Source organism: Streptomyces sp. NPDC058665 (assembly GCF_042714995.1).
GTDB lineage: Bacteria > Actinomycetota > Actinomycetes > Streptomycetales > Streptomycetaceae > Streptomyces.
Genome location: NZ_JBHXRX010000052.1, coordinates 1 through 22,432, shown reverse-complemented (window position 1 = coordinate 22,432; position 22,432 = coordinate 1). Strand labels below are relative to the sequence as shown.

17 protein-coding genes, 1 tRNA gene and 1 riboswitch are annotated in these 22,432 nt (G+C 71.8%); of the genes, 9 read left to right on the top strand and 9 right to left on the bottom strand.

The window, feature by feature from the left end; all coding sequences use genetic code 11:
- Nucleotides 1–148: 148 nt before the first annotated feature.
- Nucleotides 149–355, bottom strand: a complete 207-nt coding sequence (locus ACFWV8_RS28235; protein WP_384209615.1) for an antitoxin — start codon at nucleotides 353–355, stop codon at nucleotides 149–151.
- A gap of 179 nt (nucleotides 356–534) precedes the next feature.
- Between ACFWV8_RS28235 and ACFWV8_RS28230 the strand changes: the two genes are divergently transcribed.
- Nucleotides 535–747, top strand: a complete 213-nt coding sequence (locus tag ACFWV8_RS28230; protein WP_189111190.1) for a hypothetical protein — start codon at nucleotides 535–537, stop codon at nucleotides 745–747.
- A gap of 33 nt (nucleotides 748–780) precedes the next feature.
- On the opposite strand, the gene ACFWV8_RS28225 is transcribed toward ACFWV8_RS28230, so the two are convergent.
- The gene (locus ACFWV8_RS28225) at nucleotides 781–1,434 is read right to left on the bottom strand and encodes an HAD family hydrolase (RefSeq protein ID WP_384209759.1); all 654 of its coding nucleotides are present in this window, start codon (nucleotides 1,432–1,434) and stop codon (nucleotides 781–783) included.
- Nucleotides 1,435–1,530: 96 nt separating this feature from the next.
- Between ACFWV8_RS28225 and ACFWV8_RS28220 the strand changes: the two genes are divergently transcribed.
- The 4 genes from ACFWV8_RS28220 (at nucleotide 1,531) to ACFWV8_RS28205 (ending at nucleotide 5,024) form a co-directional block, all read left to right on the top strand.
- Nucleotides 1,531–1,710, top strand: coding sequence for a hypothetical protein (locus ACFWV8_RS28220; protein WP_329385687.1), 180 nt, complete (start codon nucleotides 1,531–1,533; stop codon nucleotides 1,708–1,710).
- Between the two features lie 71 nt (nucleotides 1,711–1,781).
- A tRNA-Met gene (locus ACFWV8_RS28215) sits at nucleotides 1,782–1,855 on the top strand.
- 597 nt (nucleotides 1,856–2,452) lie between these two features.
- Nucleotides 2,453–3,541, top strand: coding sequence for a PP2C family protein-serine/threonine phosphatase (locus tag ACFWV8_RS28210; protein WP_384209755.1), 1,089 nt, complete (start codon nucleotides 2,453–2,455; stop codon nucleotides 3,539–3,541).
- Nucleotides 3,542–3,793: 252 nt separating this feature from the next.
- A riboswitch (cyclic di-AMP (ydaO/yuaA leader) is annotated at nucleotides 3,794–3,948 on the top strand.
- A gap of 11 nt (nucleotides 3,949–3,959) precedes the next feature.
- Nucleotides 3,960–5,024: a M23 family metallopeptidase gene (locus ACFWV8_RS28205; protein WP_384209603.1), complete on the top strand. Its 1,065-nt coding sequence runs from the start codon at nucleotides 3,960–3,962 to the stop codon at nucleotides 5,022–5,024.
- 25 nt (nucleotides 5,025–5,049) lie between these two features.
- On the opposite strand, the gene ACFWV8_RS28200 is transcribed toward ACFWV8_RS28205, so the two are convergent.
- The 4 genes from ACFWV8_RS28200 to ACFWV8_RS28185 form a co-directional block, all read right to left on the bottom strand.
- The gene (locus ACFWV8_RS28200; RefSeq protein ID WP_384209753.1) at nucleotides 5,050–6,312 is read right to left on the bottom strand and encodes a PrsW family intramembrane metalloprotease; all 1,263 of its coding nucleotides are present in this window, start codon (nucleotides 6,310–6,312) and stop codon (nucleotides 5,050–5,052) included.
- 149 nt (nucleotides 6,313–6,461) lie between these two features.
- Nucleotides 6,462–7,232, bottom strand: coding sequence for a tRNA (guanosine(46)-N7)-methyltransferase TrmB (trmB, locus tag ACFWV8_RS28195; protein ID WP_384209750.1), 771 nt, complete (start codon nucleotides 7,230–7,232; stop codon nucleotides 6,462–6,464).
- A gap of 115 nt (nucleotides 7,233–7,347) precedes the next feature.
- A complete protein-coding gene (lhgO, locus tag ACFWV8_RS28190) occupies nucleotides 7,348–8,610 on the bottom strand; it encodes an L-2-hydroxyglutarate oxidase (protein WP_384209599.1) in 1,263 nt (420 codons plus the stop codon).
- Between the two features lie 189 nt (nucleotides 8,611–8,799).
- Nucleotides 8,800–10,350, bottom strand: a complete 1,551-nt coding sequence (locus ACFWV8_RS28185) for a sporulation protein (protein ID WP_384209596.1) — start codon at nucleotides 10,348–10,350, stop codon at nucleotides 8,800–8,802.
- Nucleotides 10,351–10,932: 582 nt separating this feature from the next.
- Here ACFWV8_RS28185 and ACFWV8_RS28180 point away from each other — a divergent pair.
- Nucleotides 10,933–13,041, top strand: a complete 2,109-nt coding sequence (locus tag ACFWV8_RS28180; protein ID WP_384209747.1) for an asparagine synthase-related protein — start codon at nucleotides 10,933–10,935, stop codon at nucleotides 13,039–13,041.
- Nucleotides 13,042–13,127: 86 nt separating this feature from the next.
- On the opposite strand, the gene ACFWV8_RS28175 is transcribed toward ACFWV8_RS28180, so the two are convergent.
- Together ACFWV8_RS28175 and ACFWV8_RS28170 are read right to left on the bottom strand one after the other, a co-directional pair.
- On the bottom strand, nucleotides 13,128–15,089 hold the full coding sequence (locus ACFWV8_RS28175) for a sigma-70 family RNA polymerase sigma factor (RefSeq protein ID WP_384209592.1): 1,962 nt from the start codon (nucleotides 15,087–15,089) through the stop codon (nucleotides 13,128–13,130).
- A 375-nt stretch (nucleotides 15,090–15,464) separates the two neighbouring features.
- Nucleotides 15,465–16,280 (bottom strand): TetR/AcrR family transcriptional regulator, encoded by an 816-nt coding sequence (locus tag ACFWV8_RS28170; protein WP_384209589.1) that lies wholly within the window; start codon nucleotides 16,278–16,280, stop codon nucleotides 15,465–15,467.
- A 336-nt stretch (nucleotides 16,281–16,616) separates the two neighbouring features.
- Here ACFWV8_RS28170 and ACFWV8_RS28165 point away from each other — a divergent pair, with 336 nt between their 5' ends.
- Together ACFWV8_RS28165 and ACFWV8_RS28160 are read left to right on the top strand one after the other, a co-directional pair.
- The gene (locus ACFWV8_RS28165; RefSeq protein WP_384209587.1) at nucleotides 16,617–18,125 is read left to right on the top strand and encodes an NAD(P)/FAD-dependent oxidoreductase; all 1,509 of its coding nucleotides are present in this window, start codon (nucleotides 16,617–16,619) and stop codon (nucleotides 18,123–18,125) included.
- 266 nt (nucleotides 18,126–18,391) lie between these two features.
- On the top strand, nucleotides 18,392–20,044 hold the full coding sequence (locus ACFWV8_RS28160; RefSeq protein ID WP_384209744.1) for a SpoIIE family protein phosphatase: 1,653 nt from the start codon (nucleotides 18,392–18,394) through the stop codon (nucleotides 20,042–20,044).
- Between the two features lie 13 nt (nucleotides 20,045–20,057).
- Here ACFWV8_RS28160 and ACFWV8_RS28155 read toward each other — a convergent pair whose 3' ends face one another.
- On the bottom strand, nucleotides 20,058–21,341 hold the full coding sequence (locus ACFWV8_RS28155) for an MFS transporter (protein WP_384209740.1): 1,284 nt from the start codon (nucleotides 21,339–21,341) through the stop codon (nucleotides 20,058–20,060).
- A gap of 155 nt (nucleotides 21,342–21,496) precedes the next feature.
- Here ACFWV8_RS28155 and ACFWV8_RS28150 point away from each other — a divergent pair, with 155 nt between their 5' ends.
- Nucleotides 21,497–22,039: a MarR family winged helix-turn-helix transcriptional regulator gene (locus tag ACFWV8_RS28150; protein ID WP_384209584.1), complete on the top strand. Its 543-nt coding sequence runs from the start codon at nucleotides 21,497–21,499 to the stop codon at nucleotides 22,037–22,039.
- The last annotated feature ends 393 nt before the right edge of the window (nucleotides 22,040–22,432 follow it).

Below are 22,432 nucleotides of genomic sequence, written 5' to 3'. Positions count from 1 at the left end.
GGGCGCGACGAAGGCTCCGACCGGAACGCGGACCGGTCGGAGCCTTCGTCGGCGCCAGGCGCCAGGCACCGGGCACCGGACGTACGCGCGGGCTTGGAGCGGCGCGCTGGAAACCGCGGGCTCGGAGCCGTACGCGATCCGCCCCGGATCAGCTCTGCGGCGGGCGGTCGTCGCCCGGCGTGGGCCGGTCCTGCGAGCCCAGCTGTTCGTTGAGTTTCTGCTGGGCGGTGTCGACCTGGCCCTTGTGCTTGTCACCGGTCTTCTTGTCGACGGCGTCACCGGCCTTGTCGACGCCTTTTCGGGCGGTGTCCTCGTGGCCCTTCACCAGGCCCTTGAGTCTGTCGAGCATCGACATGGCTCGTCCTCCCTTGTGGGGTTGCTCCTCACCCAGCATCGGGGCGCCCGCCGCATCCCGCATCCGGGCGACGGAAAAGCGTACAGAAGAGGCGCAAGCTGCCGATTTCGCCGGGATCTCCGGACAAAGACCGGCCCCCGAGGCTGCGCTCCAGCCCCGGGAGTCGCACTCTTGACCGTATGAGTGACACACCGATCGTCGTACACCGGCCGTCCGGGACGGGCGGCCGGAGAGTCACCGTCCGCGGCCGGATCATGGGACTCGCCCACAACGACGACCACCTGATCGAATTCCTGCGGCTAGCCGGCCTGCCCGACGCGTGGGAACTGCTCGACGATCCTTCCTGGGTCGAGTGGCAGGGCGGGCAGCCGCACGAGTACGGCCCCGAGTGACGAATCGCCCTCCTTAAGGCTGCCGTGCCCGCCTCAGGCCAACTGCCGCTGCTCCGCCACGATCGGCGTGAGCTGCGTGAGCGCGTCGATCCGCCAGTCCGCCGCCGCGACGACGTCCGGATCGTCCGCCGTCAGATAACCCCAGTGCCCGCGCCGCAGATGCGCCGCCCGCAGACCGGCCCGCTGGGCGGGGAACAGATCGTGCATGGGGTGGTCGCCGACGTACAGAATCCGTTCCGGCGCGGTGTCCGCCGCCTCCACGACTCGCGCGAAGAACTCCGCCGACGGCTTGGCGACGCCCCACTCGCCGGACGTGGCGACCAGATCGGCGGGCAGATCGAGGCCTCGCAGCAGTTCCCCGGCCTTGACGGTCTCGTCGCCGGCGATGATGACGCGTACGCCGAACTGGTGCAGGGCGGCCAGGGCGGGCCGTACGTCGGGATAGAGGTCGGACTCGTCCAGGTGCTCGCCCCGGCCGGCGGCTTCTCTCGCCCGGTACGCCTCGCCGACATCTATGCCCGGCTTGATGAGGTGGAGGGCGTCGGCGCTGTCCCTGCCCTGCGTGGTGACGGCACCGACCAGCGCGGAGATGGTGTGGCGGGGGACGCCGAGCCAGTCGGCCCAGGAAGCCCAGTGGCGGTCGTCGCGGACGAGAGTCTCGCCGACGTCGAACACGATGGTTTCGATCACCGGGGTAAGCGTAGAGGGCTCCGGAAGGTGACTGTGTGAGGTCGTGGGGTACACGCTCTGCCCATTGTCAGTGGCTGGCCGTAGCCTTACCGCATGTCAGCTTCCTCTGATGCCAGTGCTTCCGTCCGTCCCGCCGCCGTCGTCAACGCGGAGATCCGTGCCCTGTGGGCGCGCGCGGGCCGGGCGCTGTCCCCCGCCGAGCAGGAGGAGTACCAAAGGCTGCTGGTCGAGTGGGCCGCGGCGATCCGCGCCGATGTGGTGGAGGCCGCCTAGGCCGATCGGGGCCCTCGGCGGGGTAAATGGAAATGATCTTGGTCCGGATGGCGTAATGTTGCAGTCAACGGCGCGGGGTGGAGCAGCTCGGTAGCTCGCTGGGCTCATAACCCAGAGGTCGCAGGTTCAAATCCTGTCCCCGCTACTCGCAGAGGACGAAGGCCCGGATCCACTGGATCCGGGCCTTCGTCGTGCGCGCGTCCTGTTCCCGATTCCCACGGCCGCGGCCGAGCCACCGTCATCGCACCGGCCCGCCGGATAGCCCAGTCGGTCGACAGCGGGTAGCCGCCCGGCGCGTAAGAGGCCAGCCTGGGGGGACGCGGTACCGTCCGCGGCATTCGACGGACCGGGCAGGAGGCCACTGGTGGGGCACCTGAGAGACAGCGGGGACGACGGGACCGGGGACGGCCCCCCTGGCGGCGGCGAGCACCCTCCCGCCAAGGGGGCCGTCCCCGACCCCTCCGCCGAGCGGCCCGCCCGTACCTCCTCGCCCCGCCGCACGTCCCACCGTCCCGCCGTCTCCTCCAGGCTCCGCCGGTTCAACGGCGGCGTCCGGCGCCTGGTCCAACGTGGTTTCCGCCGCGCCGACGAAGGCTTCCGGCTGGCGGACGCCGACCCGGACGACCCCACCTGGCGCCGCTCGCGCCCCGTCGAGAAGCTCCCGCCCGGTTTCGGCCCCGAAGACCCCCGGCCGCCCAAGCGCCGACGCGGCCGGCTCGCCTCCCGGCCGACGCATCCGGTCGTGGAGTTGCTGCCCGGTCTGATCATCGTGGCGGGGATCATCCTGGACCAGGCGACCCCGACCGCCTTCACCGCCTCCCCGTTCTTCTCGGCGGCGCCGTTGGTCGCCGCCCCCTTCTTCTCGTTCCTGCGCACCCTCTTGGTCGGCCTCCTTTCCGTCGGCGCCGTCATCGGACTGCGTTACTTCGGCAGCTCATCGAGCGGGGTCGACACGATCACCGACTCGCTGACCGTCTTCACCGTCTCCGTCCTCGCGCTGGCCATCAACGGTGTCGTACGCCGCAGCGGTGAACGCCTGGCTTCCGCACGGGTGATCGCCGAGGCCGCCCAGCGCGCTGTCCTGCCGACACCCGAGGCCCGGATCGGCGGGCTGCACGTCGCCGCGCGTTACGAGGCCGCCGAGGAGGGCGCGTACATCGGCGGCGACCTGTTCGCCGTCCAGGACACGGAGTACGGGGTACGGGTGGTGGTCGGCGACGTACGCGGCAAGGGCATGGGCGCGGTCGAGACCGTGGCCGTCATCATCGGCGCCTTCCGGGAGGCCGCCGAGCAGGAGACGACGCTCGAAGGGGTCGCGCGGCGGCTGGAGCGTGCGCTGGCGCGCGAAGGCACGCGGCGCAGCGGGATCGACCTGTTCGAGGGCTTCACCACCGCCGTACTGGCCGAGGTCCCCCACACCGAGGGCATAGTGCGCGTACTGAACCGCGGGCACCCTGAGCCGCTGCTGCTCGGCCCCGACGGCGCGCTGACCGTGCTGGCCCCCACCGATCCGGCGCTGCCGCTCGGGATGGGTGAGCTGGGGACGTGGCCGGACCACGCGGAGGAGGTCCCGTACCGGCCAGGGGCGACGCTGCTCCTCTACACGGACGGGCTCTCCGAGGCGCGCAACGCGGAGGGCGTCTTCTACGACCCGGGCGGACGGCTCGCGGGGCGGATCTTTCCCGGTCCCGACGATCTGCTGCAGGCGATCGTCGGGGACGTACGGCTGCACACCGGCGGCGGCAGGACGGACGACATGGCGCTGCTGGCCATCAGCCGGCCCACCCCGCGGCAGCCGGAGCGGCGCCGGACGATGCCGGTCGTGCCGTGATGTCATCTCCCCCGCCACGCTGCGTAGTTGAGGCGCACCACTCCGCATAACATTTGACGCACCGTCAGTTCGAGTGTGTGATCGCACACGGTCCGAATGCCGATCAACTCGCCCGATTGCGCCTGCTTGTGTCCCGGTTGATCCCCGCCGTGCTCGCTAACGATCACCGGGAACAGCTTGGAATAAGCCCCCGTCGTCTATTAACGTTCGATAACGCAGCGCGGTTGTCCCAGCCGTCGAAAGAGACGGCACCGTGCGCACGCGCCGAATTCCGCAAGGAAACCGGGGAACCACCAATTGGGGTGAATCGGGCGCCTCTTGCTGCCTCGTGCGGCGAGAAACGCTCGTAGGAGACCTTCCTGCTCCGAACCCGTCAGCTAACCCGGTAGGCGAGAAGGAAGGAAAGGAGAGCGCCCCAGTGGCGTCCAACAGGCCTGCTCCCGAAGCCTCCGTCCCGGCCCATTTCGGCCCCGGGAGCCGGCTCGCCGGCACCGATCTCGCCGACGGCGAGGCCACCAGGGACTGGGAGGAGTGGAATCCCACCGCGGACTCCATCCGTCCCGTACGCGGCAAGCACCGTGTCGCCAAGCAGCGCAACGCGCTGGCCCGCAGCTCCACGGTCCTCGGAGTGGGTGTCATCGCCGCTGTCGGCGCCGGAGGCATCGCCTCCGCGCAGGACAAGCCGCCGGTCTCGATATCACTTCCCGACGCGCTCTCGGACAATCTCCCCGACGCCAAGTCCCTTCCCGGTGTCGGGTCTTTCATGTCCGACGGCGACAAGAAGACCGACGAGACGCCCTCCCCGCTGACCACGGCGGGCCTCACCGTCGCGGACGCCCAGCAGGGCACCACCGACTCCGGCGAGGCACTGCGCGCCCGCATCCTCCAGCAGGCGGAGCAGCAGCAGGCCGAGGCCGACGCCGCCCAGAAGGCGAGCGCCGAGAAGGCCGCCGCGGAGAAGGCGGCGGCGGAGGCCGAGAAGCAGCAGACCGACGCGGAGAAGAAGGCCGCCGAGGCGAAGCGCAAGGCGAAGGAAGAGGCCGAACGCAAGGCCGAGCAGGAGCGCCTGGAGAAGCTGGCCGCCAGCTTCTCGCTCCCCACCTCCTCCTACACGCTCACCTCCACCTTCGGCCAGGCCGGCTCCATGTGGTCCTCCGGCCAGCACACGGGCCTGGACTTCGCCGCTCCCACGGGCACGCCCACCAAGGCAGTCCACGGCGGGACCGTCAAGTCGGCCGGCTGGTCCGGCTCGTACGGCTACCGCGTGGTGCTGGAGCTCGAAGACGGTACGGAGATCTGGTACGCCCACCTGTCCTCGATGACCGTCGGGGCGGGCCAGAAGGTCACCACCGGCGAGACCATCGGACGCGTGGGAGCCACCGGCAACGTCACCGGCCCGCACCTGCACCTGGAGGTGCACACCCCGGGCGGCAGCGGCATCGACCCGATGAGCTGGCTGCGCGGCAAGGGACTCACGCCCTGATCCGGCCTGATCGGCAAGACACCCCCTAGTTCCTGTACGGGTTGTAGCCGCCGTAGTCGATGTACGGCGGCGGAGACCACACCCGCCCCGTCGCCCGCGCCGCGTACGTCAGCGCGGGCGACGCCGTTTCCCGGCGCTGCCACATGTGGTGCAGCAACTCCTGCTCGCGCTCGACGAAGTCGGGCCCCGCCGTGCCGCGCCCGGCCCGGTGGCGCAGGAACGCCAGAGCGGTCGCGAACGCCTGGTACTCGCCGACCGTACGGGCCGCCTTCGGCCCGTACGCGCGCCCCGCCACATCGCGCGCCATCGAGCGCGCCCGCATCGAGGACAGGGCGAGCGGCTCGGTCTTGGCGAGCCAGCCCGCCGCCGCGTAGGCGGGCAACTCGGTCGAAACCATGCGCAGTTCGCGCTGCCGCGTCCAGATCGCCAGCCAGGTGAGCAGGGCGAAGGCGGGGACCATGAAGGCCGCGTACACCGCGTAGAAGCCGTACGGGCCGAACAGCGACGACGAGCCGTTCCACAGCGCGTGCGTGCCCATGGCGAGCACGAGGCCGACGATCGGCATCAGCCACCGGCGGACGCGCCGGCGGCTGGTGGCGAGGGCGGCGATGCCGAAGCCGATGCCCGTCAGGACCGTGAAGAGCGGGTGCGCGAACGGCGACATCACCACGCGTACGAAGAAGGTCGCCGCGGTCATGGCGGGCAGCCCCGAGTTGCCGATCTGCTGGTCCTCGCCGTACGCGCTGCCGAGATACAGGATGTTCTCGGTGAAGGCGAAGCCGGTCGCGGTGAAGCCCGCGACGACGACTCCGTCGACCAGTCCGGTGAAGGACTGCCGCTGGAAGAGGAAGATCAGCAGGATCGCGGCGGCTTTCGCGCTCTCCTCGACGATCGGCGCGATCACCGTGGCCCCCAGGGACTCCGCGCCGGCGGGGTCGGCGGTGGCGGTGGCTATCCACTGGGTCGCGAAGGAGTTGGCCGTGATCGCCACGAGGGCGGCGGCGCAGGCGCCCCAGGCGAAGGAGAACAGCAGATTCCGCCATGGGCCCGGCTCCACCCGGTCCAGCCAGCGGAAGGCCGCCATCAGCAGCGGCACGGGCAGGACCGCCAGCCCGAGGCCGACCAGGAAGCCCTGGGTGCCGGTCTGTTCCCGGACGAGCGACATGAGCAGCAGGCCGCAGAGCGCGAGCAGGATGATCACGGCGCCCGCGCGCACGGCCGGGTGCCGCCAGAACGCGCGGTACGGCCGGTAGCGCCAGCGGGAGCGCTCAGGAACGGCGGCCCACATGTCGCCGAGCTGCCGCTGCCGCTCGGCGGCGGGGATCGCCGGCTCGGGGACCGGTGGGTCGTACGGGGGCGGTCGGGGCGGTTCGGACACCTACTGACCCTAACGAGAGCCACTGACAGCGCGCGACGCCGTCCGGCCGGTTCCTGCCGTCAGCCGGCGAGCGCGCCGCCCGCCTTCTCTTCGTCCGCCGCCCCGTCGCCCGCGACGCGGCGGAAGACCAGGTCCCGTACGGCATGGCCCTTTTCGATGCCCTGGCCCTCGAACCGCGTGAGCGGCCGGGAGTCGGGCCGTGGCGCGTATCCGCCGTCCGGGGCGGTGTTCTCGAACGCCGGGTGCGCGCTCAGCACGTCGAGCATCTGCTCGGCGTACGGCTCCCAGTCCGTCGCGCAGTGCAGTACGGCACCGGGCTTCAGCACAGGCGCCGCCAGCGAGAGGAACTCGGGCTGGATCAGCCGCCGTTTGTGGTGGCGCGTCTTGGGCCACGGGTCGGGGAAGTAGACACGTATCCCGTCCAGCGACTCGGGCGCCAGCATCTCCCGCAGCAGGATGATCGCGTCGCCGTTGGCCACCCGGATGTTGGACAGCCCGCCGCGCTCGGCCAGCCGCAGCAGATTGCCCTGCCCGGGGGTGTGCACGTCGGCGGCGAGGATTCCGGTGCCGGGATCGTCGGCCGCCATCCGCGCGGTCGCCTCGCCCATGCCGAAGCCGATCTCCAGGACGACCGGGAGTCCGCCGAACAGGGCGCCGAGGTCGAGGACCCGCTGTCCGTCGATGTCCAGGCCCCAGGACGGCCACAGCCGCCGCAGGACCTCCGCCTGGCCGGTCGTGACCCGGCTGCGGCGCGGCTGGAAACTGCGGATCCGGCGCTCGAAGTGCGATCCGGCGGGGTCGGCGGCCGGTCCCGAGCCCCCGGGGAACATCCGGGACCAGGGGTGGGTGTCGTCGGCGCGTGCGCCGTCGCGGTCGCTGTTCACGTTCATCTGGGTCTCGGACACGTTTTCTCAGCCACGTCGGAATGGGGCAGGACCCCCAATTCTACGGACCCGTGTCCTTCAGCATCGTCAGCGTCCGCCTCGCCACCTCACGGCCGATCGGCAGCGCGGCCGTCGCCGCCGGCGACGGGGCGTTGAGCACGTGCACCGCGCGCGGTGCCTCCTGGATCAGGAAGTCGTCGGCCAGCGTGCCGTCCCGCAGCACCGCCTGGGCGCGCACCCCGGCCGCCGCCGGGCGCAGATCCGCGTCCGTCACCTCGGGCAGCAGCCTCCGTACGGCGGTGGCGAAGGCGCGCTTGGACAGCGAACGGCGCAGCTCGCCCGCGCCGTAACGCCAGTGTCTGCGCGCTATCCGCCAGGAGCCGGGCCAGCCGAGCGTGCCCGCCAGCTCACGGGGGCGCACGGCCGACCAGGAGTAGCCCTCCCTGGCCAGCGCCGGCACCGCGTTCGGGCCCACATGGACACCGCCGTCGATACCGCGCGTCAGATGCACCCCCAGGAACGGAAAGGCCGGATCCGGCACCGGATAGACCAGGCCCCGGACAAGACCGGGCCGGGCCAGTTCGTAGTACTCGCCGCGGAACGGGACGATCCGCATGCCCGGGTCGTCACCGGTCAGCCGCGCCACCCGGTCGCACTGGAGCCCCGCGCAGTTGACGAGGGCGCGGGCCCTGACCACCTCTCCGGAGGACGTACGGACGGCGACACCCCACGCCCGCCGGTCGACGACGGTGACCTCCATGCCGTACCGCACGGACGCGCCGGACGCCTCCGCCGAGTCGGCGAGCCGCGCCGCGACGGCGACGAAGTCGCACACCCCCGTCGTACCGACGTGGATCGCGGCCAGCCCGCGCACCCCAGGCTCGTACTCCATGATCTGCACCGGGCCCAGCTCCCGCACCGGAATCCCGTTCTCCCGGCCGCGCTGGACCAGGGCGTGCAGCCGGGGCAGCTCGTCGCGGCCGGTGGCGACGATGAGCTTGCCGGTCACCTCGTGCGCGATGCCGTACTCCGCGCAGAACTTGACCATCTCGGCGGCGCCCCTGATCGCGTACCGCGCCTTGAGGGAGCCGGGGCGGTAGTACACACCGCTGTGGATGACCCCGCTGTTGTGCCCCGTCTGGTGCCGCGCGGGACCGGGCTCCTTCTCCAGGACCGTCACTCGGGTGCCGGGCGCCGCCCGGGTGAGGGCGTAGGCCGTCGACAGACCGACGATGCCGCCACCGATCACCAGCACGTCGCAGTCGTAACCGTGGCTGTGCCCGTAACCGTGGCCGCCGACGCGGCCCGAGCCGTCGTTCTTCACCCGCGCAACCTCCCACCCGATAGTGCACTGGCCCACTGACAATGCCCTTAAACCATCGGGGTACCACGCGTGTCTTACATCGTTCACCAAGCATTTGGGCAGTGGTCCGGCACAAGATCGCGAAACTTCCGGCCTCCGTGAGGGAACCGCCCCTTCCGGAACCGCCCCCCCCGGAGCCCCCGCCCTCCGCTACGCCGGCGCCACCAGCAGCGGGCGCGCCCGCTCCCGCAGCTCCGCGACCCTCGGCTCGTCGCCGTACGGCTCAAGGCGGTGCAGCAGGTCCCGTACGTACTCCGTGGTGCGCGCCGAGGAGATCCGCCCCGCCACCTCCACGGCCCGGGTCCCCGCCGCGCACGCCGCGTCCAGATTGCCCGACTCCAGCTCCGCGACCGCGCTCACCACCAGACGCAGCCCGTGCGACCGCGCGAACTCCTCCGTCGGCCGGGACAGCGCCTGCTCCGTGAAGCGCCGCATCTGGCGCGGCGCCTTCAGATCGCGATAGCACTCGGCGGCGTCGGCGGCGAAGCGGTCGTACGAGTAGAAGCCCAGCCAGCTGGGATCCGCGTCGCCCGGCCGCGAGCGCTCCAGCCAGCCCTCCGCGGCCTTCAGCGCGGCCCCGGCCGCCGCGGCGTCGCTCGCCTTCGCGTGCGCGCGTGCCTCCACCAGCCGGAAGAAACTCATCGTGCGGGCCGTCGCGAGGCCCCTGTTGCGCTCCAGCGCCGCCTGGGCGAGGTCGACTCCCTCGTCGGCGAAGCCGCGGTAGGTCGCCTGGAGGGACATGGAGGCCAGGACGTAGCCCCCGAGCGGCACGTCGGCCGCCGCGCGAGCGAGCCGCAGCGCCTGGATGTAGTAGCGCTGCGCGGCCTCCTGCTGTCCGGTGTCGAAGGCCATCCACCCGGCCAGGCGGGTCAGTTCGGCGGTCGCGCCGAAGAGGCCGCGGCCGACCTCGTCGCTGTACGCGGCGAGCAGCAGCGGCGCCGCGTCGACCCGCAGGCACTCGGGCACCATCGACGAACGCCAGTCCCCGCCGCCGTACTTGGAGTCCCAGCGCCGCGCGTCGGCCGCCGCCTCACGGAGTTTGGCGACATCGCTGTGCCCCACCCGCAGTGGCGAGACCTCGCCACCCGCGTCGGCTCCTGAGGTCCCGGGGGCGCCCGGCGGGCCCAACGCCCCCGCAGGGCCGGTGGAAGCGGGCGCCGGCCCGGTCAACCCCGGGCCGGCGTGCGCCGCGTGCGCTCTCCGTGCCGCCTCGGCCACCGCCGCGTCCCGCGCGACCGAGGAGTCGGCGGGTGATATCAGCCACCGTGAAGCGGGCGTGGCGTACGCGCTGACCGCGAAGGAACCGGCCAGCGACTGCCAGATGCCCCCGCTGCCGGCCCGCCGGCCCGCCAGGTCCAGCCGGTACAGGTCCGTCGCCGACCGCACCGCCTCACCCACGTCGCGCGGGAAGGCGAGACCCACCTCCGGCGCCGGATCGGCGTCGGCCAGGCCGATTTCGTGCAGCGGCACGGGACGGCCCAGCTTGGCGCCGATGGCCGCGGCGATCAGATGGGGCGCCGCACCCTGCGGAACCATCCCCTTCGACACCCATCGCGCCACTGAGGTTTTGTCGTATCGAAGTGTCAGACCGCGCTGCGACCCGAGGTCGTTCACCCGCCGGGCGAGACCGGCGTTGCTGATTCCCGCGAGGGCGAGAACCGTGCCGAGCTTCTCGTTCGGCCCGCGTAGCTCCCTGGACATGCGCCACCCCTCGACACACAGACGGCCGCCCCGCCGGCCCCTCTTGTGAGGGACCCCGTGGCATTCGTAAACCCAGCGTAGTTCGCCGCATCCCTACCGTTAAGGGGCGGAGGTCCGGATGGCGGGATTGTTGTCCGTACGCGAGTACGCGCGAAACCCGCTCCGGGGGACACGTGCTCCGGGTGTGTGGCCGTGCGCCCGGCCGTGCGCTCTTGGCCAAAAGAGACCGGGAGCGCTTCCATGAGTGCTGCGTGGGTCGGCCCACTGCGTACTGGAACCAGTGGGCTGGGGGACACCGCCGCCTCATTTCCCCGCGGGTGGCGGATCGGTCCGGGAGGCGAAGGCGCCTCCCGGACTGTACGTTTGCCGACGTCTCGTCGGCCGATCGGGCTCGGAGAATGGCTGAATGCTGTCTGTCCGACCTGACCCCCTCGACGCGCCATTTGTCCTTTGCCAGGGGCGCATTCGTGTTTCGCGCTCCCGCCCCGGGGCCCCTCCTGTGTGCCGTTGTCGTGGCAGCATGTTCACGAACGACCGATGACAACGAGTACGACCCTTGATCCACAGGCTGTGGAGGCGGCGATGCGCTGGTTGGTGGGGTGGAGCAGTATCGCCGCGAGCTTCGGCACGGCCGGCACCGCGGGCTCCGTCGGTGATCGGTCCGACGGCCGTACGGTTCATCCCGTCGGCTCCCAACTCCTGTGGGGCGACCCGGATCCGCTGTGGGCCATCGGCGACTGGCGCGACGACGAGGTCCGCGTCGTCAGCGTCGACCCCTTCACCCGGCTCGCCGTCTTCGGCTGCTGCGGAGCCACCGACGAACAGCTGAAGATCGGTCTGTTCGCGGCCCGCGGCGGCGCCCTGCGCCATCTCACCGCCTGGCCCGGGAGTTACACCGCCGTCGCCCAGATCGGCCGCCGGATCACCGTCGCGGGCGACCTGGCGGGCGCGAGACCCGTCTTCCACACGCCGTGGGCGAGCGGCACCGCGTACGCCACCGCAGCCCTGCCGCTCGCCGACCTCATCGAGGCGCAGCTGGACATCGGGCATCTGGCCGCGCTGCTCGCCTGCCCCGAGACCCCCGAGGCGCTGCGCGACTCTACGCCGTACGCGGGCGTCAAACGCGTCCCGCCCGGCCACGCCCTCGTCCTGCGCGAGGGATCCCGCGAGATCACCGGGTACGAACAGGTCGCCTCCCTCGCCGTCGCCGCGCCCCAGACCGACCCCGAACGGGCTGTCGAGGGAGTCAGGGACGCCCTCGTCGAAGCCGTACGCGCCAGACTCCTGGCGCCGCGCCACGCCCCCGAGACGGTGCCGCCCGACCCCGGGCCGGTGCCGGGCATGGGCCCCGCCGACCGGCGTGCCGCCCGTGGCGGGCCCGTCCCCGGCATCGGCGCCGACCTGTCGGGCGGCAGCGCGTCCGGCACGCTCGCCCTGCTCGCCGCCGGGCTGCCGGGCGCGCCCGGCACCGTCCTCGGCCATGGCACCGGCGCCGGCGAACGGCTCCTCGCCGTCACCTTCAACGACCTGGTCACCGGCGGACGCGAGGCCGAGCTGGAACGGGCCCGCGCCATGGCCTCCAACCCCCGGCTGCACCACGTGGTCGTCGCGGCGGGCGAAGAGGCCCTGCCGTACGCGGACTTGGAAGGCCCGCTGACCGACGAGCCCGGCCCGTCCCTCGTCACCGCCGAACGCCACCGCCGCCGCCTCGCCGCGGGCAGCGCCGACCACTTCACCGGCGCCGGGGCCCGCGAGGTGCTGGACGCCCACCCAGCGCGCCTGGCCGACCTGCTGATCGACCGGCGCCGCCGCGATCTGCTGCGGCCGACCACCGCGCTCGCCAAGGCCCAAGGGTCCGCGGCGGGCTCGCTGTTCGTGCCGCTGACCGTCTACCGCGCGGCCCGCCGCCTCGCCCGTACGCCATACCGCACCGGCCTCGAAGAGGCCGCCGCCCAGCTCCCCGGCGTGCACCGCGACCGCAACGCCCCTGCGGCGCCAGGGCCGTTGGGCGCCTCCCTCGCCGCGCTCACCTGGTCGCGGCCCGGCCCTGCGGCGCGCTGGCTGACGGGCGAGGCTCTGGCTGAAGTATCGGTTCGTCTTACGGGGGCGGCGATCCGCCCGACCTCCGTCCAGCGGCCCGGGGAGGCCCGCGCACGGGCCGCGCTGGCCCGGCAGGCCGCCGATCACCGGATCTTCGAGCAGGCCGCCGAGATCCGCAGCCAGCGGCTGCACGCGCCGTTCTTCGACAACCAGGTCGTACGGGCCTGCCGGGAGCTCCCCGAATCGCTGCGGGTCCAGCCCGGCGCCCGCTCCGACGTGCTGCGCGCGGTCCTCGCGGGGGCGGGCATCCACGATCTGCCGCCGGGGTGGGGCGCCACGACGCACGCGACGTCGGTGGCCGCGACCCGCACCGGGCTGCGGGCGGCCGTCAACGACCTGATGGCGCTGTTCGACGCACCGCTGCTGGCCGACGCGGGCCTGATCGAGGCGCGCGTGGTGCGCAAGGCGCTGCGGAAGGCGGCCGAGGGCGAGCCGATTCCGCTGGACGGCATCGCGGACCTGGTCTCCACGGAACTGTGGCTCAGGCGGCTGCTCTCGCGCCGCGGCACCTGCTGGACGGGCGAGGCGGCGCCGCGCCAACGCGCCGTGGCGGGCGGCGTGATGCCCCGCCGTCCGACGCTGCATCCGTAGGAGGAGGCCGCCGGGTCCGGCCGGCCCGGGTCCGAGGGATTCGGGCCGAGAACTTCGGTCCGGGGGCTCCGGCCGGGGTCTCCCTCTCAGCCGCAGCTGATCCTGGACTGCGCCCAGTCCGCGACCGCCACCGCCTCCAACGGCGTGTGCGGCTCGACCACCAGACGGATCGTCTTCTGGCCGCCGATCCCCACACTCACCGGGACCGCCGCCTCGCCGCCGCGCACCACCGGGGAGCGCCAGAGCCGGCCGCCGTCGCCGTACACGGAGAAGCGCACCGCGCCCAGCCCCAGCGTCATGTCGTCGACACCGACCAGCGCCTGGTAGGTGGCGCACCGGCGGTTGAGGTCGATCGTCACCGAACCGGCGGCGTGCATGGAGGCCCCGTGCCCGTACCGCGTGCCGCCGATCGACATCCCGGGGCGCTGCCAGAGCCAACTGCTCTGCCCGATCCGCACCTCGGGCCCTGACCCGTCACCCAGGACGTCGAACTTGAGCTGATTCACCTGGTAGACCTCCGGCGCTGGCGGCGGCGGTGGCGGCGACGGAGCGGGCGGCTTTGGACGGGCGGGTGTCGGCGCCGGCGGCGGGGGCTTCGGCGGTGTCGGCTTCGCTTTCGTCGGCGTGGGACTCGGCTTCGGTTCGGGCGTCGGTGTCGGTGCCGGCTTCTCGGCCGGGGGAGCGGGCGGCGGCGCGGGCGCGGCCGGCGGCTTCAACTCCGGTGGCGGCGTGGGCTCGTCCGGTACGACAGGCTGTACGACGGGCGGCTTGGCCTCCGGCTTGTCCGGGACCTCGTCCCCGGACAGGGCCCACACCAGCCCGGCCGCCGCCGCGAGGGCGACCACGGCGGCGATCCCGGCCTTCAACGGCGCGCCCAGCCCTTCGGCCGCCGCACCCCCCGCCGCGGCCGAGCCCCCCGCGGAGCCCGACGCACCACCGGCCGCCGCTGCCGCGCCCGCTCCCGCGGCACCCACCGCCCCGCCGGCCACGACCCCGGCGGCCTTGAGCGAATACCCGGCCGCGAACCACCCGATGACCGCGATCGGAAGCACCGCCGGAATCCCGGCGTTGACATGGGCCAACTCGCCCGCCACGAGGCGGCACTTCGCGCACTCCTCCAGGTGCTTGCGCAGCCCGCGCTCGGCCCGGATCCGCAGACCGCCCCGCGCGTACGCGCCCAGCCGGTCCGCGTACCGCGCGCAGTCGCCGGCCGAGGCGACCGACGTGTTCACATGCGCCTGGAGATACGCCTGCTTGAGGCCCTCACGCGCCCGACTGGCCAGCACGGCGGTGGCGTTGGCCGTCAGACCGAACAGCGGCGCGATCGCGCTCGGCGACTCCTCCTCGACGGTGGTGTGCCAGAGCACCGCCTGCCACCGCTCGGGCAGGCTCCGGAACGCCTGCATGGCGAGCGACCGCTCGGCCTCGTGCATCGCCCGTACGTCGGCGCCCAGGTCGAGCGTCTCGTCGTCCGACACGTCGGCCGAGCGGGCGGACTCCACCGCGAACACCGCGAAGTCCTCGACCAGTTGCTCGCGCTTCGCGGTTTTCGTCCACGCGGCGGCGACGCGCCGCACGGTCGTGAGCAGATACGCGCGCACCGCCTGCTCGGGCCCGGCGCCCCCGCGCACCGCCTGGAGGGTGCGCGCGAACACCTCGGCCGTCAGGTCGTCGGCGGTGTGGCCGTCCCGGCAGCAGGTCCGCGCGTAGCGCAGTACGGCCGCCGAGTGCCGCCGGTACAGCTCCTCGTACGCACCGTCGTCACCGGCCCGCATGCGCATGATCAACTCGGCGTCCGAGGGCGGCAGATCGGTGGCCGGTCCCTCGGTGAGCGGGTCGGCCTCGGCCGTCCTGGCGGAGCCCTCGCGCTGCGGCGGCACACTCGGCTCCGCCTCACCCGGGGGCGGCCCGGGAGGAACAGGACCGGCGGCCCCCGAGGAACCTCCCGGCCCACCCTGGTACGGCACCTGCTCGGACGGCAGCCCGCCCGCCCCCGCACCGCCGGCGCCGCCACCCAGCGGCAAGCCGTCCTGTCCGTCACCGCTCATCGCGGAAGCCCCCGTAGCATCCTGCAGACCAAGACCCCAAACACCCGGCCAGCGTGCCACAGCGCCCGGCAGCGCCAAACCCCTGTTGACAGTGACCACGCTTACGTGATTCGGCACCGGAACAGGGCATCGGCCCGCGACCGTACGCGAAGGAGCCGATCGGGTGCGGCGAACACGCCGTTCACCAGGATGTTCCGCACCGGACGCGGAGGACACGCCCTGGGCGCGAGGCTCAGAGCGCCCAGTTCACAGGAGGGGTGGCACGGTCGCCGGACGAACTGCTGTCCGACGACCGCCTCGCAGCCTCAAGTTGACGTACCGGCCACCCGGGCCGGCATCCGCCGGGCTGCCCCTCGGCTCAGACTGCCCCTCGGCTCAGGCCGCCCGGGACCGAAGGCCTTCCAGCAGGATGTCCAGCAGCCGTGCCGAAGCCGCCGCCTGCTGCGCCGCGTCCGGCAGCGCGGGCGCCGCCGTGGCTATCACCAGCAGGACATCGGCCACCGTCACGCCGGGCCGGAGCTCGCCGGCCGCCCGCGCGCGCTCGACCAACTGCCCCACGACATCGAGCAGTTCGACCGTGCCCGAAGCCGGATCCACCAGGTCGTCGCCCAGGGATCCCGCCGGATCGGCCGTCTCCGCCGGCACCGAAGGGTGCTGCCCGGCATGCTCGCCGGGACCGACCACCCGCAGATCCGGGTGTCCGGACTGCCGCTGGTGCGGCACCCGACTTTCGTCGCCCGACTCCGGGACGACCGTCGACTCGTCGACGTCCACCCCGACCCTCAGCACCTGTGGCGGCAGCAGCCTGCCCGCGCCGGATGCCACCGACGTCCGCAGGAAGCGGGCGAGCGCGGACCACGGCTCGTCCTCCTGCCCCAGAGCCGCACGCGCCTGCTCCGTCAGCCGGGAGGTCTCCTCCTCGGCTATCCGCCGGACTAGCACGTCCTTGCTGGGAAACCGCCGGTAGACCGTGCCGACCCCGACCCGGGCCCGGCGTGCCACGTCCTCCATCGGCGCCCCGTAACCGAGTTCGCCGAACACCTCACGAGCCGCCCGCAGGACATGCTCAAGGTTGCGCTGTGCGTCGACACGCAGCGGTGCGGCGCGGCTGATCCCGCTCGCCCCCGCGCTCGCGCGTCCATTGCCGTCCACGGACACGACGGCCTGCCAATGAGAATCCTGAATGTGCATAAGCGTTCCCCCGGTAATGACGTCTCCCCCCGGAGACCTCCCCGCCTTGACAGTCGGGACCGTCCGACCAAGTCACGGTCGACTCCCCCGACGAGATACGAACATAGTTGAGCCCCGGGGAATTCAGAAGGGGGTGGTTCCGCACGGAGCGCCCCCCGATCGGAGCAAGGACCGGAAGATGCCTGATTCGGCCCTCTCCCACCACCGGGTCCGTACCGTCTGACCTGCGAACCTTCCCCGCCACGGGGCGATTTGCGCACATGGGGCCGTCGGAGGGCTCCGGTCACACAATTTGCCGGGGCTGTGGACAAACCAAGGAGCCCGTTGCCTCATGGGGTGGTGAAGGCAGAGATCTCCCGGGGGACGACCCCCGCACAACCGCCCCGCGCACGCGTTCTGGTCGTCGGTGGCGGCTACGTCGGGATGTACACCGCGCTCCGGCTCCAGCGGAAGCTCAGGCGCGGCGAGGCGGAGGTCGTGGTCGTGTCGCCCAACGCGTACATGACCTACCAGCCGTTCCTGCCCGAGGCCGCCGCCGGCTCGATCTCACCGCGCCATGTCGTGGTGCCGCTGCGCCGGGTCCTGCCGGACTGCACGATCATCGTCGGTGAAGCGAGATCCATCGACCACACCAAGCGCGTCGCGACGCTCGTCACCGCCGCGTCGGAGGAAGAGGCCGCGAGGGGCGCGTCCGCCAACGGCCGGGACACCCAAGGCAGTCACGCCAACGGCCGGGACCTCAACAGCGGTCACACCAACGGCGCGAACGCCGACCGTCCGGCCGACGGCGGCTCCGCCGACCAGCCCCCCGGCGCCTTCGAGATGACGTACGACGAACTCGTCCTCGCCCCCGGCTCGATCTCCCGCACCCTCCCGGTCCCCGGCCTCGCCGAACACGGCATCGGCTTCAAGACCGTCGAGGAGGCCATCGCCCTGCGCAACCACGTCCTGGAGCAGATGGACATCGCCTCCTCCACCCGCGACCCGGAACTGCGCGACGCGGCCCTCACCTTCGTCTTCGTCGGCGGAGGCTACGCGGGAGTCGAAGCGCTCGCCGAACTGGCCGACATGGCGCGCTACGCCACCCGCTACTACCACAACGTCAAGGCCGACGACCTGAAGTGGATCCTCGTCGAGGCATCGGACCGCATCCTTCCCGAGGTCGGCCACGACATGGGCAAGTACGCGGTCCGCGAACTGCGCGCCCGCAACATCGACGTACGCCTCGAAACCCGCCTCGACTCCTGCGAGAACAGGGTCGCTGTCCTGTCCGACGGCGCCCGCTTCCCCACCCGCACCCTCGTCTGGACCGCCGGCGTCAAACCGCATCCGATCCTCGCCGCCAGCGATCTGCCCCTCGACAAACGCGGGCGGCTCATCTGTACGGCCAAGCTCGCCGTCGACGGCGCCGAACACGCCTGGTCCGCAGGTGACGCCGCCGCGGTCCCCGACCTGGCTGCGGACGAGCCCGGCGCCGAATGCGCCCCCAACGCGCAACACGCCGTCCGCCAGGCCCGGGTCCTCGCCGAGAACATCGTCGCCTCACTGAGAGGCGAGCAGCAGCACGACTACCGTCACCGGTACGCGGGTTCCGTGGCGTCACTCGGTCTCCACAAGGGCGTCGCACACGTGTATGGCCGTAAACTCAAGGGATATCCGGCCTGGCTGATGCACCGCGTGTACCACCTCAGCCGCGTACCGACCTTCAACCGCAAGGCGCGAGTACTGGCGGAATGGACCCTCGCCGGTCTCTTCAAACGAGAGATCGTCTCCCTCGGCTCTCTGGAGCACCCACGTGCCGAATTCGAACTCGCCGCCGGACGGGAACGACCCAGAGACGTCTGACGTCCGATGTCAGTGCGCTCGGCAACACTGAACGTGTGACCATAGGTGGGTTCACATCTGCACAGCGTGACTCCGCAGAGAGCGACCCGGTAGCCCGCCAAGGCGAACAGCAACGACACCATGAGGCCTGAAAATCCGTGAATTTCACGCGTTGGAGCGCCCGGCTCCCCGGTACACAGCGCCGCATCGCCGCGCGGACGGACCCTGGAGACTCCCAGGCGAAACCACGGGGGAATTCCGCGCACTCGTCGGGTTCCGCCGGTTCCGTGCCCGCCGCCCGTGGTGAATTCGAAGAACACGGCGAGCGCCGTGAACGCCAGGGCGGCACAGCCGGCAGAGACGGAAAAGACGGCGGCGACCGCGGACAGGCCGGAATCCCCGAGCTCGAAGAGCTGACCGTCCGTGATGTCCTCGGCGGTCTCCCCGCCCTCGTCGCGCTGGTGTACGGCCCCGACCACCGCGTCGCGTACGTCAACGACGCCTACGAGGACGCCTTCGGGCTCCGCGAGCCGGGCACGACCGCGGCCGACAGCTGCCCCGAGCTGATCGAACTGGGCCTGATGCCCCTCATGGACCAGGTGCTGCGCAGCGGAAAGCCCCGTACGGTCAAATCCCGCAAGGTCCAGACGGCCACGTCCGGCGCGCTCCACGCCTCGGCCAACGGCGGCCCCACGGTGGCACGCGACGGCTCGTACACGGTCACCTGCACCCCCGTCGACACCGGTGGATCCGGCGGCGTCCTCATCTTCGCCGCCGACGTCACCGACCACGCCGAGGCCGCCGAGCGCCTGCGCGCCAGCGAACGCAGACTCCGCGAGACCGCCGTCGCCCTCCAGCGCTCGCTCCTCCCACAGGAGTTGGAACAGCCCGACGACCTACGCGTCGCCGCCACATACCAGCCGGGCGGTACGGACGCGGCGGTCGGCGGCGACTGGTACGACGTGATCACCCTCGGCGCCGGCCGTACGGCCCTGGTCATCGGCGACGTCATGGGCCGCGGCGTCCGCGCGGCGGCCGTCATGGGCCAGCTGCGCACCGCCGTCCGCGCCTACGCCCGCCTGGACCTGCCGCCGCACGAAGTACTGCAACTGCTCGACGGACTGGCCGCCGAGATCGACCCCAGCCAGATCGCGACCTGCGTCTACGCCGTCCACGACCCCAACGAAGGCCGCCTCGTCTACGCGTCCGCGGGCCATCTGCCCATCCTCGTACGCGCCGAGGACGGCACGGTCGCGCGCGCCGCCGACCCGACAGGCCCCCCGCTCGGCACCGGTGGCTGGATCCACACCTCCGGCAGCATCGAGCTCGCGCCCGGCTCCACCGCCGTCCTCTATACGGATGGCCTCGTCGAACGCCGCAGCGAGGACATCGACGAGGGCGTGGCCTCCCTGGAACGCGCGCTCGCCGGGGCCAAGGGAGCACCCCAGGTCGTCTGCGACCGGCTGATCCGTGCGATGGGCGTCACGGCCGAGCACGACGACGACGTGGCTGTACTGGTCCTCCAGCACCCCGCCCGCACCGGCCAGGCCGCCGAGCTCTTCCACAACGCCGCGCTCGACCTGCTCGGCGGCATCGAGGCCGCCCCGCGCGCCCGTGCGTTCGCCTCGGGAGTCCTCTCCTCGTGGCGCTTCCCCGTCGAGCTCAGAGACCTCGGCGTGCTCGCCACCAGCGAACTCGTCGCCAACTCACTCCAGCACGGCACCCCGCCCATGCGGCTCAGACTCCGCCGTACGGACCGCCGGCTGATCATCGAGGTCACCGACGGGGACGACCATCTGCCACTGCGCCGCCACGCCGAACCGGCGGACGAGGCGGGCCGCGGCATCTCGATCGTCGCGACGATCGCCTCCTCCTGGGGCTCCCGCCGCACACCGGGCGGCGGCAAGGCGGTCTGGTGCGAGTTCGCCCTGCCGCACTGACCGGCCCCGCCTCCTACTGAGGAAGGGCGACGGTCTCCGGCCTGTGCACGGCCACCACGCGCGACGTGTGCGCGAGTGAAGGCCGGTCCTGTACGGGGGTGAGCCGCCGCCCCAGCCGGAGCGCCAGCACGCTGACGCCGAGCGAGAACAGCACGAACGTCACGATGTACGGGCCGTGCAGCGCGGCCCCCATCGGCCCGCCCACAGCGGGCCCGACGGCCAGCGCGAGCTGCTTCACCAGAGCGAAAGCGGCGTTGTACTGCCCGACCATCTCGTCCGGCGCCAGATCGGCCACCAGCGGTGCCACGGTCGGCGACAGCATCGACTCACCGAGCCCGAACAGCGCGTACGTGGAGATGAAGGCGGCGGTCGCCATGGTCTGGCTCCCGTGCCCCAGGCCCGCGTACCCCGCGACGATCCAGGCGACCGCCCAGATCAGCCCGACCGAGGCGATGACCCGGCTCCGCCTGCGCCGCTCGACCAGCCTGAGCACGACGAACTGCGCGACGACGATCACGGCGGTGTTGGCGGCAAGGGCGATACCGAGGGTCGACGGATCGATCCCGGCGGCCTCGGTCCCGTACGCGGCCAGCCCGGACTCGAACTGCCCGTAGCAGGCGAAGAACAGCACGAAGCCCAGCACGCACAGCTGCACCATCGCCCGGTGCCCGAGCAGCGCCCGCAGCCCACCACCCCCGCTTCGCCCCGCCTCTTTAGAAAGCGCGGACAACGAGGAGGACGTAGGGGGCAGCCGTACCGTCCCGGCAAGGGCGGCCAGCACGAGGAACATCGCGGCCTCGACACCGAACAGCAGGGTGAAGCTCCCCGGCCTGTTGACGTCCACGATCTGCCCGCCGATCAGCCCACCGACGCCGAGCCCGAGGTTCTGCAGAAAGAACTGCGTGGCGAAGGCCCGCGTACGGGCCGGCGGCTCCGAGCACCACACGATCATCGTGGCGAGCGCGGGCTGCATGACGGCGGTACCGGCACCGAGCAGCACCGCCGAGAGCACGGCGGCCGGCACACTGGCCGCCACCCCCATGCCCACGGCACCCATGGCGGCCAGAGCCGCACCACCGACGACGACGGGCAGCGGACCGCGCCGGTCGATCACACGACCGGTGAAGGGCAGGACGACGAGCGCGGCCATGGCGAAGACGGCCAGCACGGCCCCCGCCGTACTCGCGCCCAGGTCCCGCACCTGGGCCACATACACATAGAGATACGGGACGGTGAACCCGAGCCCGAACGCGCTCAGCGCGTTCCCCGCCTGGATCCGACGCATCGCGGCGCCCATCACCCTGGTCAACACTCACCTGCCTTGATCGAAGACGGAGAAGAAGGAGAAGTACGGACTACTGAGGTCTGAAGACTTCAAGGCTAAAGTTAGAGCCTTAACAATACACATCGAAGAACTTCAACGCGAACGACCTGCGTGCGATACTGCGCCGCATGTCAGACAGCCCCGAGGAACCGAGCCTCGACGAACAGATCGCCGCCTATCAGCGAGAGTTCGACGACCTCGACCCCCAGGTGGAGAAGGTCGTCTCGGCGCTCGGCCGGCTCAACCGCCGGATGAATGTGGCGTACGGGCGACAGGTCGCCGACCTCGGCATCAGCAACACCGAGTGGGAGGTCCTCAAGACGCTGGTCCTGTCGGGAGCCCCGTACCGCCTCGGTCCGGGCGAACTGGCCAAGCGCCTCGGCCTCACCCCGGCGGCGATGACCCACCGCATCGACCGCATGGCGGGCGAGGGCCTGGTCACCCGCGACCGGGACGAGAACAACCGGGTCCGGGTGATCGTCGAGCTGACGGACGAAGGCCGCACGAAGTGGCTGGAGGCCATGCGCATGGCCTCGTCCTTCGAGGAAGACCTGCTCCAGGACCTCTCGGGGGCGGAACGCGGAGTGCTGGGAGAGCTGCTGATCCGCCTGCTCCGCCGCGTGGAACACGAGCAGCCGGACGCCGGCGGGCGCCTGACCGACCTGGATTGACGCAGGCGAACAGCCCAAGTTGACACCGCTGGGGCCGGTCCGTAAGGTTCTTCGAGTTGTCATGGAGCCGTAACGGTTCTACGACACACTCCCGCCGCTTGAATGCGGCACCCAAACTCTGCGAGACCCCCTCGACCGGGAACAATTTCGGCATGCCGAAATTCATTGACCGGGACTCGATTTGTGAGACGACGGGGAAACGGGCTAGAGTTTGAAACGTCGGAACGGCCGCAGGGCCGGAAAGACAAACCCGCTGACTGGGAATCAGGCGCCGAAAGGTTCTGATAGAGTCGGGAAAGCAAGACAGCAGGACCGAAGGGAAAGCCCGGAGGGGCCCGGAGACGGGACCGAAGGAAGCGTCCGTTCCTTGAGAACTCAACAGCGTGCCAAAAG

What these genes read in the sequence shown, in the direction of transcription:
- ACFWV8_RS28235 (WP_384209615.1), bottom strand. Translation starts at nt 355, where the DNA reads ATGTCGATGCTCGACAGACTCAAGGGCCTGGTGAAGGGCCACGAGGAC.
- ACFWV8_RS28230 (WP_189111190.1), top strand. Translation starts at nt 535, where the DNA reads ATGAGTGACACACCGATCGTCGTACACCGGCCGTCCGGGACGGGCGGC.
- ACFWV8_RS28220 (WP_329385687.1), top strand. Translation starts at nt 1,531, where the DNA reads ATGTCAGCTTCCTCTGATGCCAGTGCTTCCGTCCGTCCCGCCGCCGTC.
- ACFWV8_RS28200 (WP_384209753.1), bottom strand. Translation starts at nt 6,312, where the DNA reads ATGTGGGCCGCCGTTCCTGAGCGCTCCCGCTGGCGCTACCGGCCGTAC.
- trmB (WP_384209750.1), bottom strand. Translation starts at nt 7,232, where the DNA reads ATGTTCCCCGGGGGCTCGGGACCGGCCGCCGACCCCGCCGGATCGCAC.
- ACFWV8_RS28185 (WP_384209596.1), bottom strand. Translation starts at nt 10,350, where the DNA reads ATGTCCAGGGAGCTACGCGGGCCGAACGAGAAGCTCGGCACGGTTCTC.
- ACFWV8_RS28180 (WP_384209747.1), top strand. Translation starts at nt 10,933, where the DNA reads ATGCGCTGGTTGGTGGGGTGGAGCAGTATCGCCGCGAGCTTCGGCACG.
- ACFWV8_RS28175 (WP_384209592.1), bottom strand. Translation starts at nt 15,089, where the DNA reads ATGAGCGGTGACGGACAGGACGGCTTGCCGCTGGGTGGCGGCGCCGGC.
- ACFWV8_RS28170 (WP_384209589.1), bottom strand. Translation starts at nt 16,280, where the DNA reads ATGCACATTCAGGATTCTCATTGGCAGGCCGTCGTGTCCGTGGACGGC.
- ACFWV8_RS28155 (WP_384209740.1), bottom strand. Translation starts at nt 21,341, where the DNA reads ATGGGCGCCGCGATGCGTCGGATCCAGGCGGGGAACGCGCTGAGCGCG.
- ACFWV8_RS28150 (WP_384209584.1), top strand. Translation starts at nt 21,497, where the DNA reads ATGTCAGACAGCCCCGAGGAACCGAGCCTCGACGAACAGATCGCCGCC.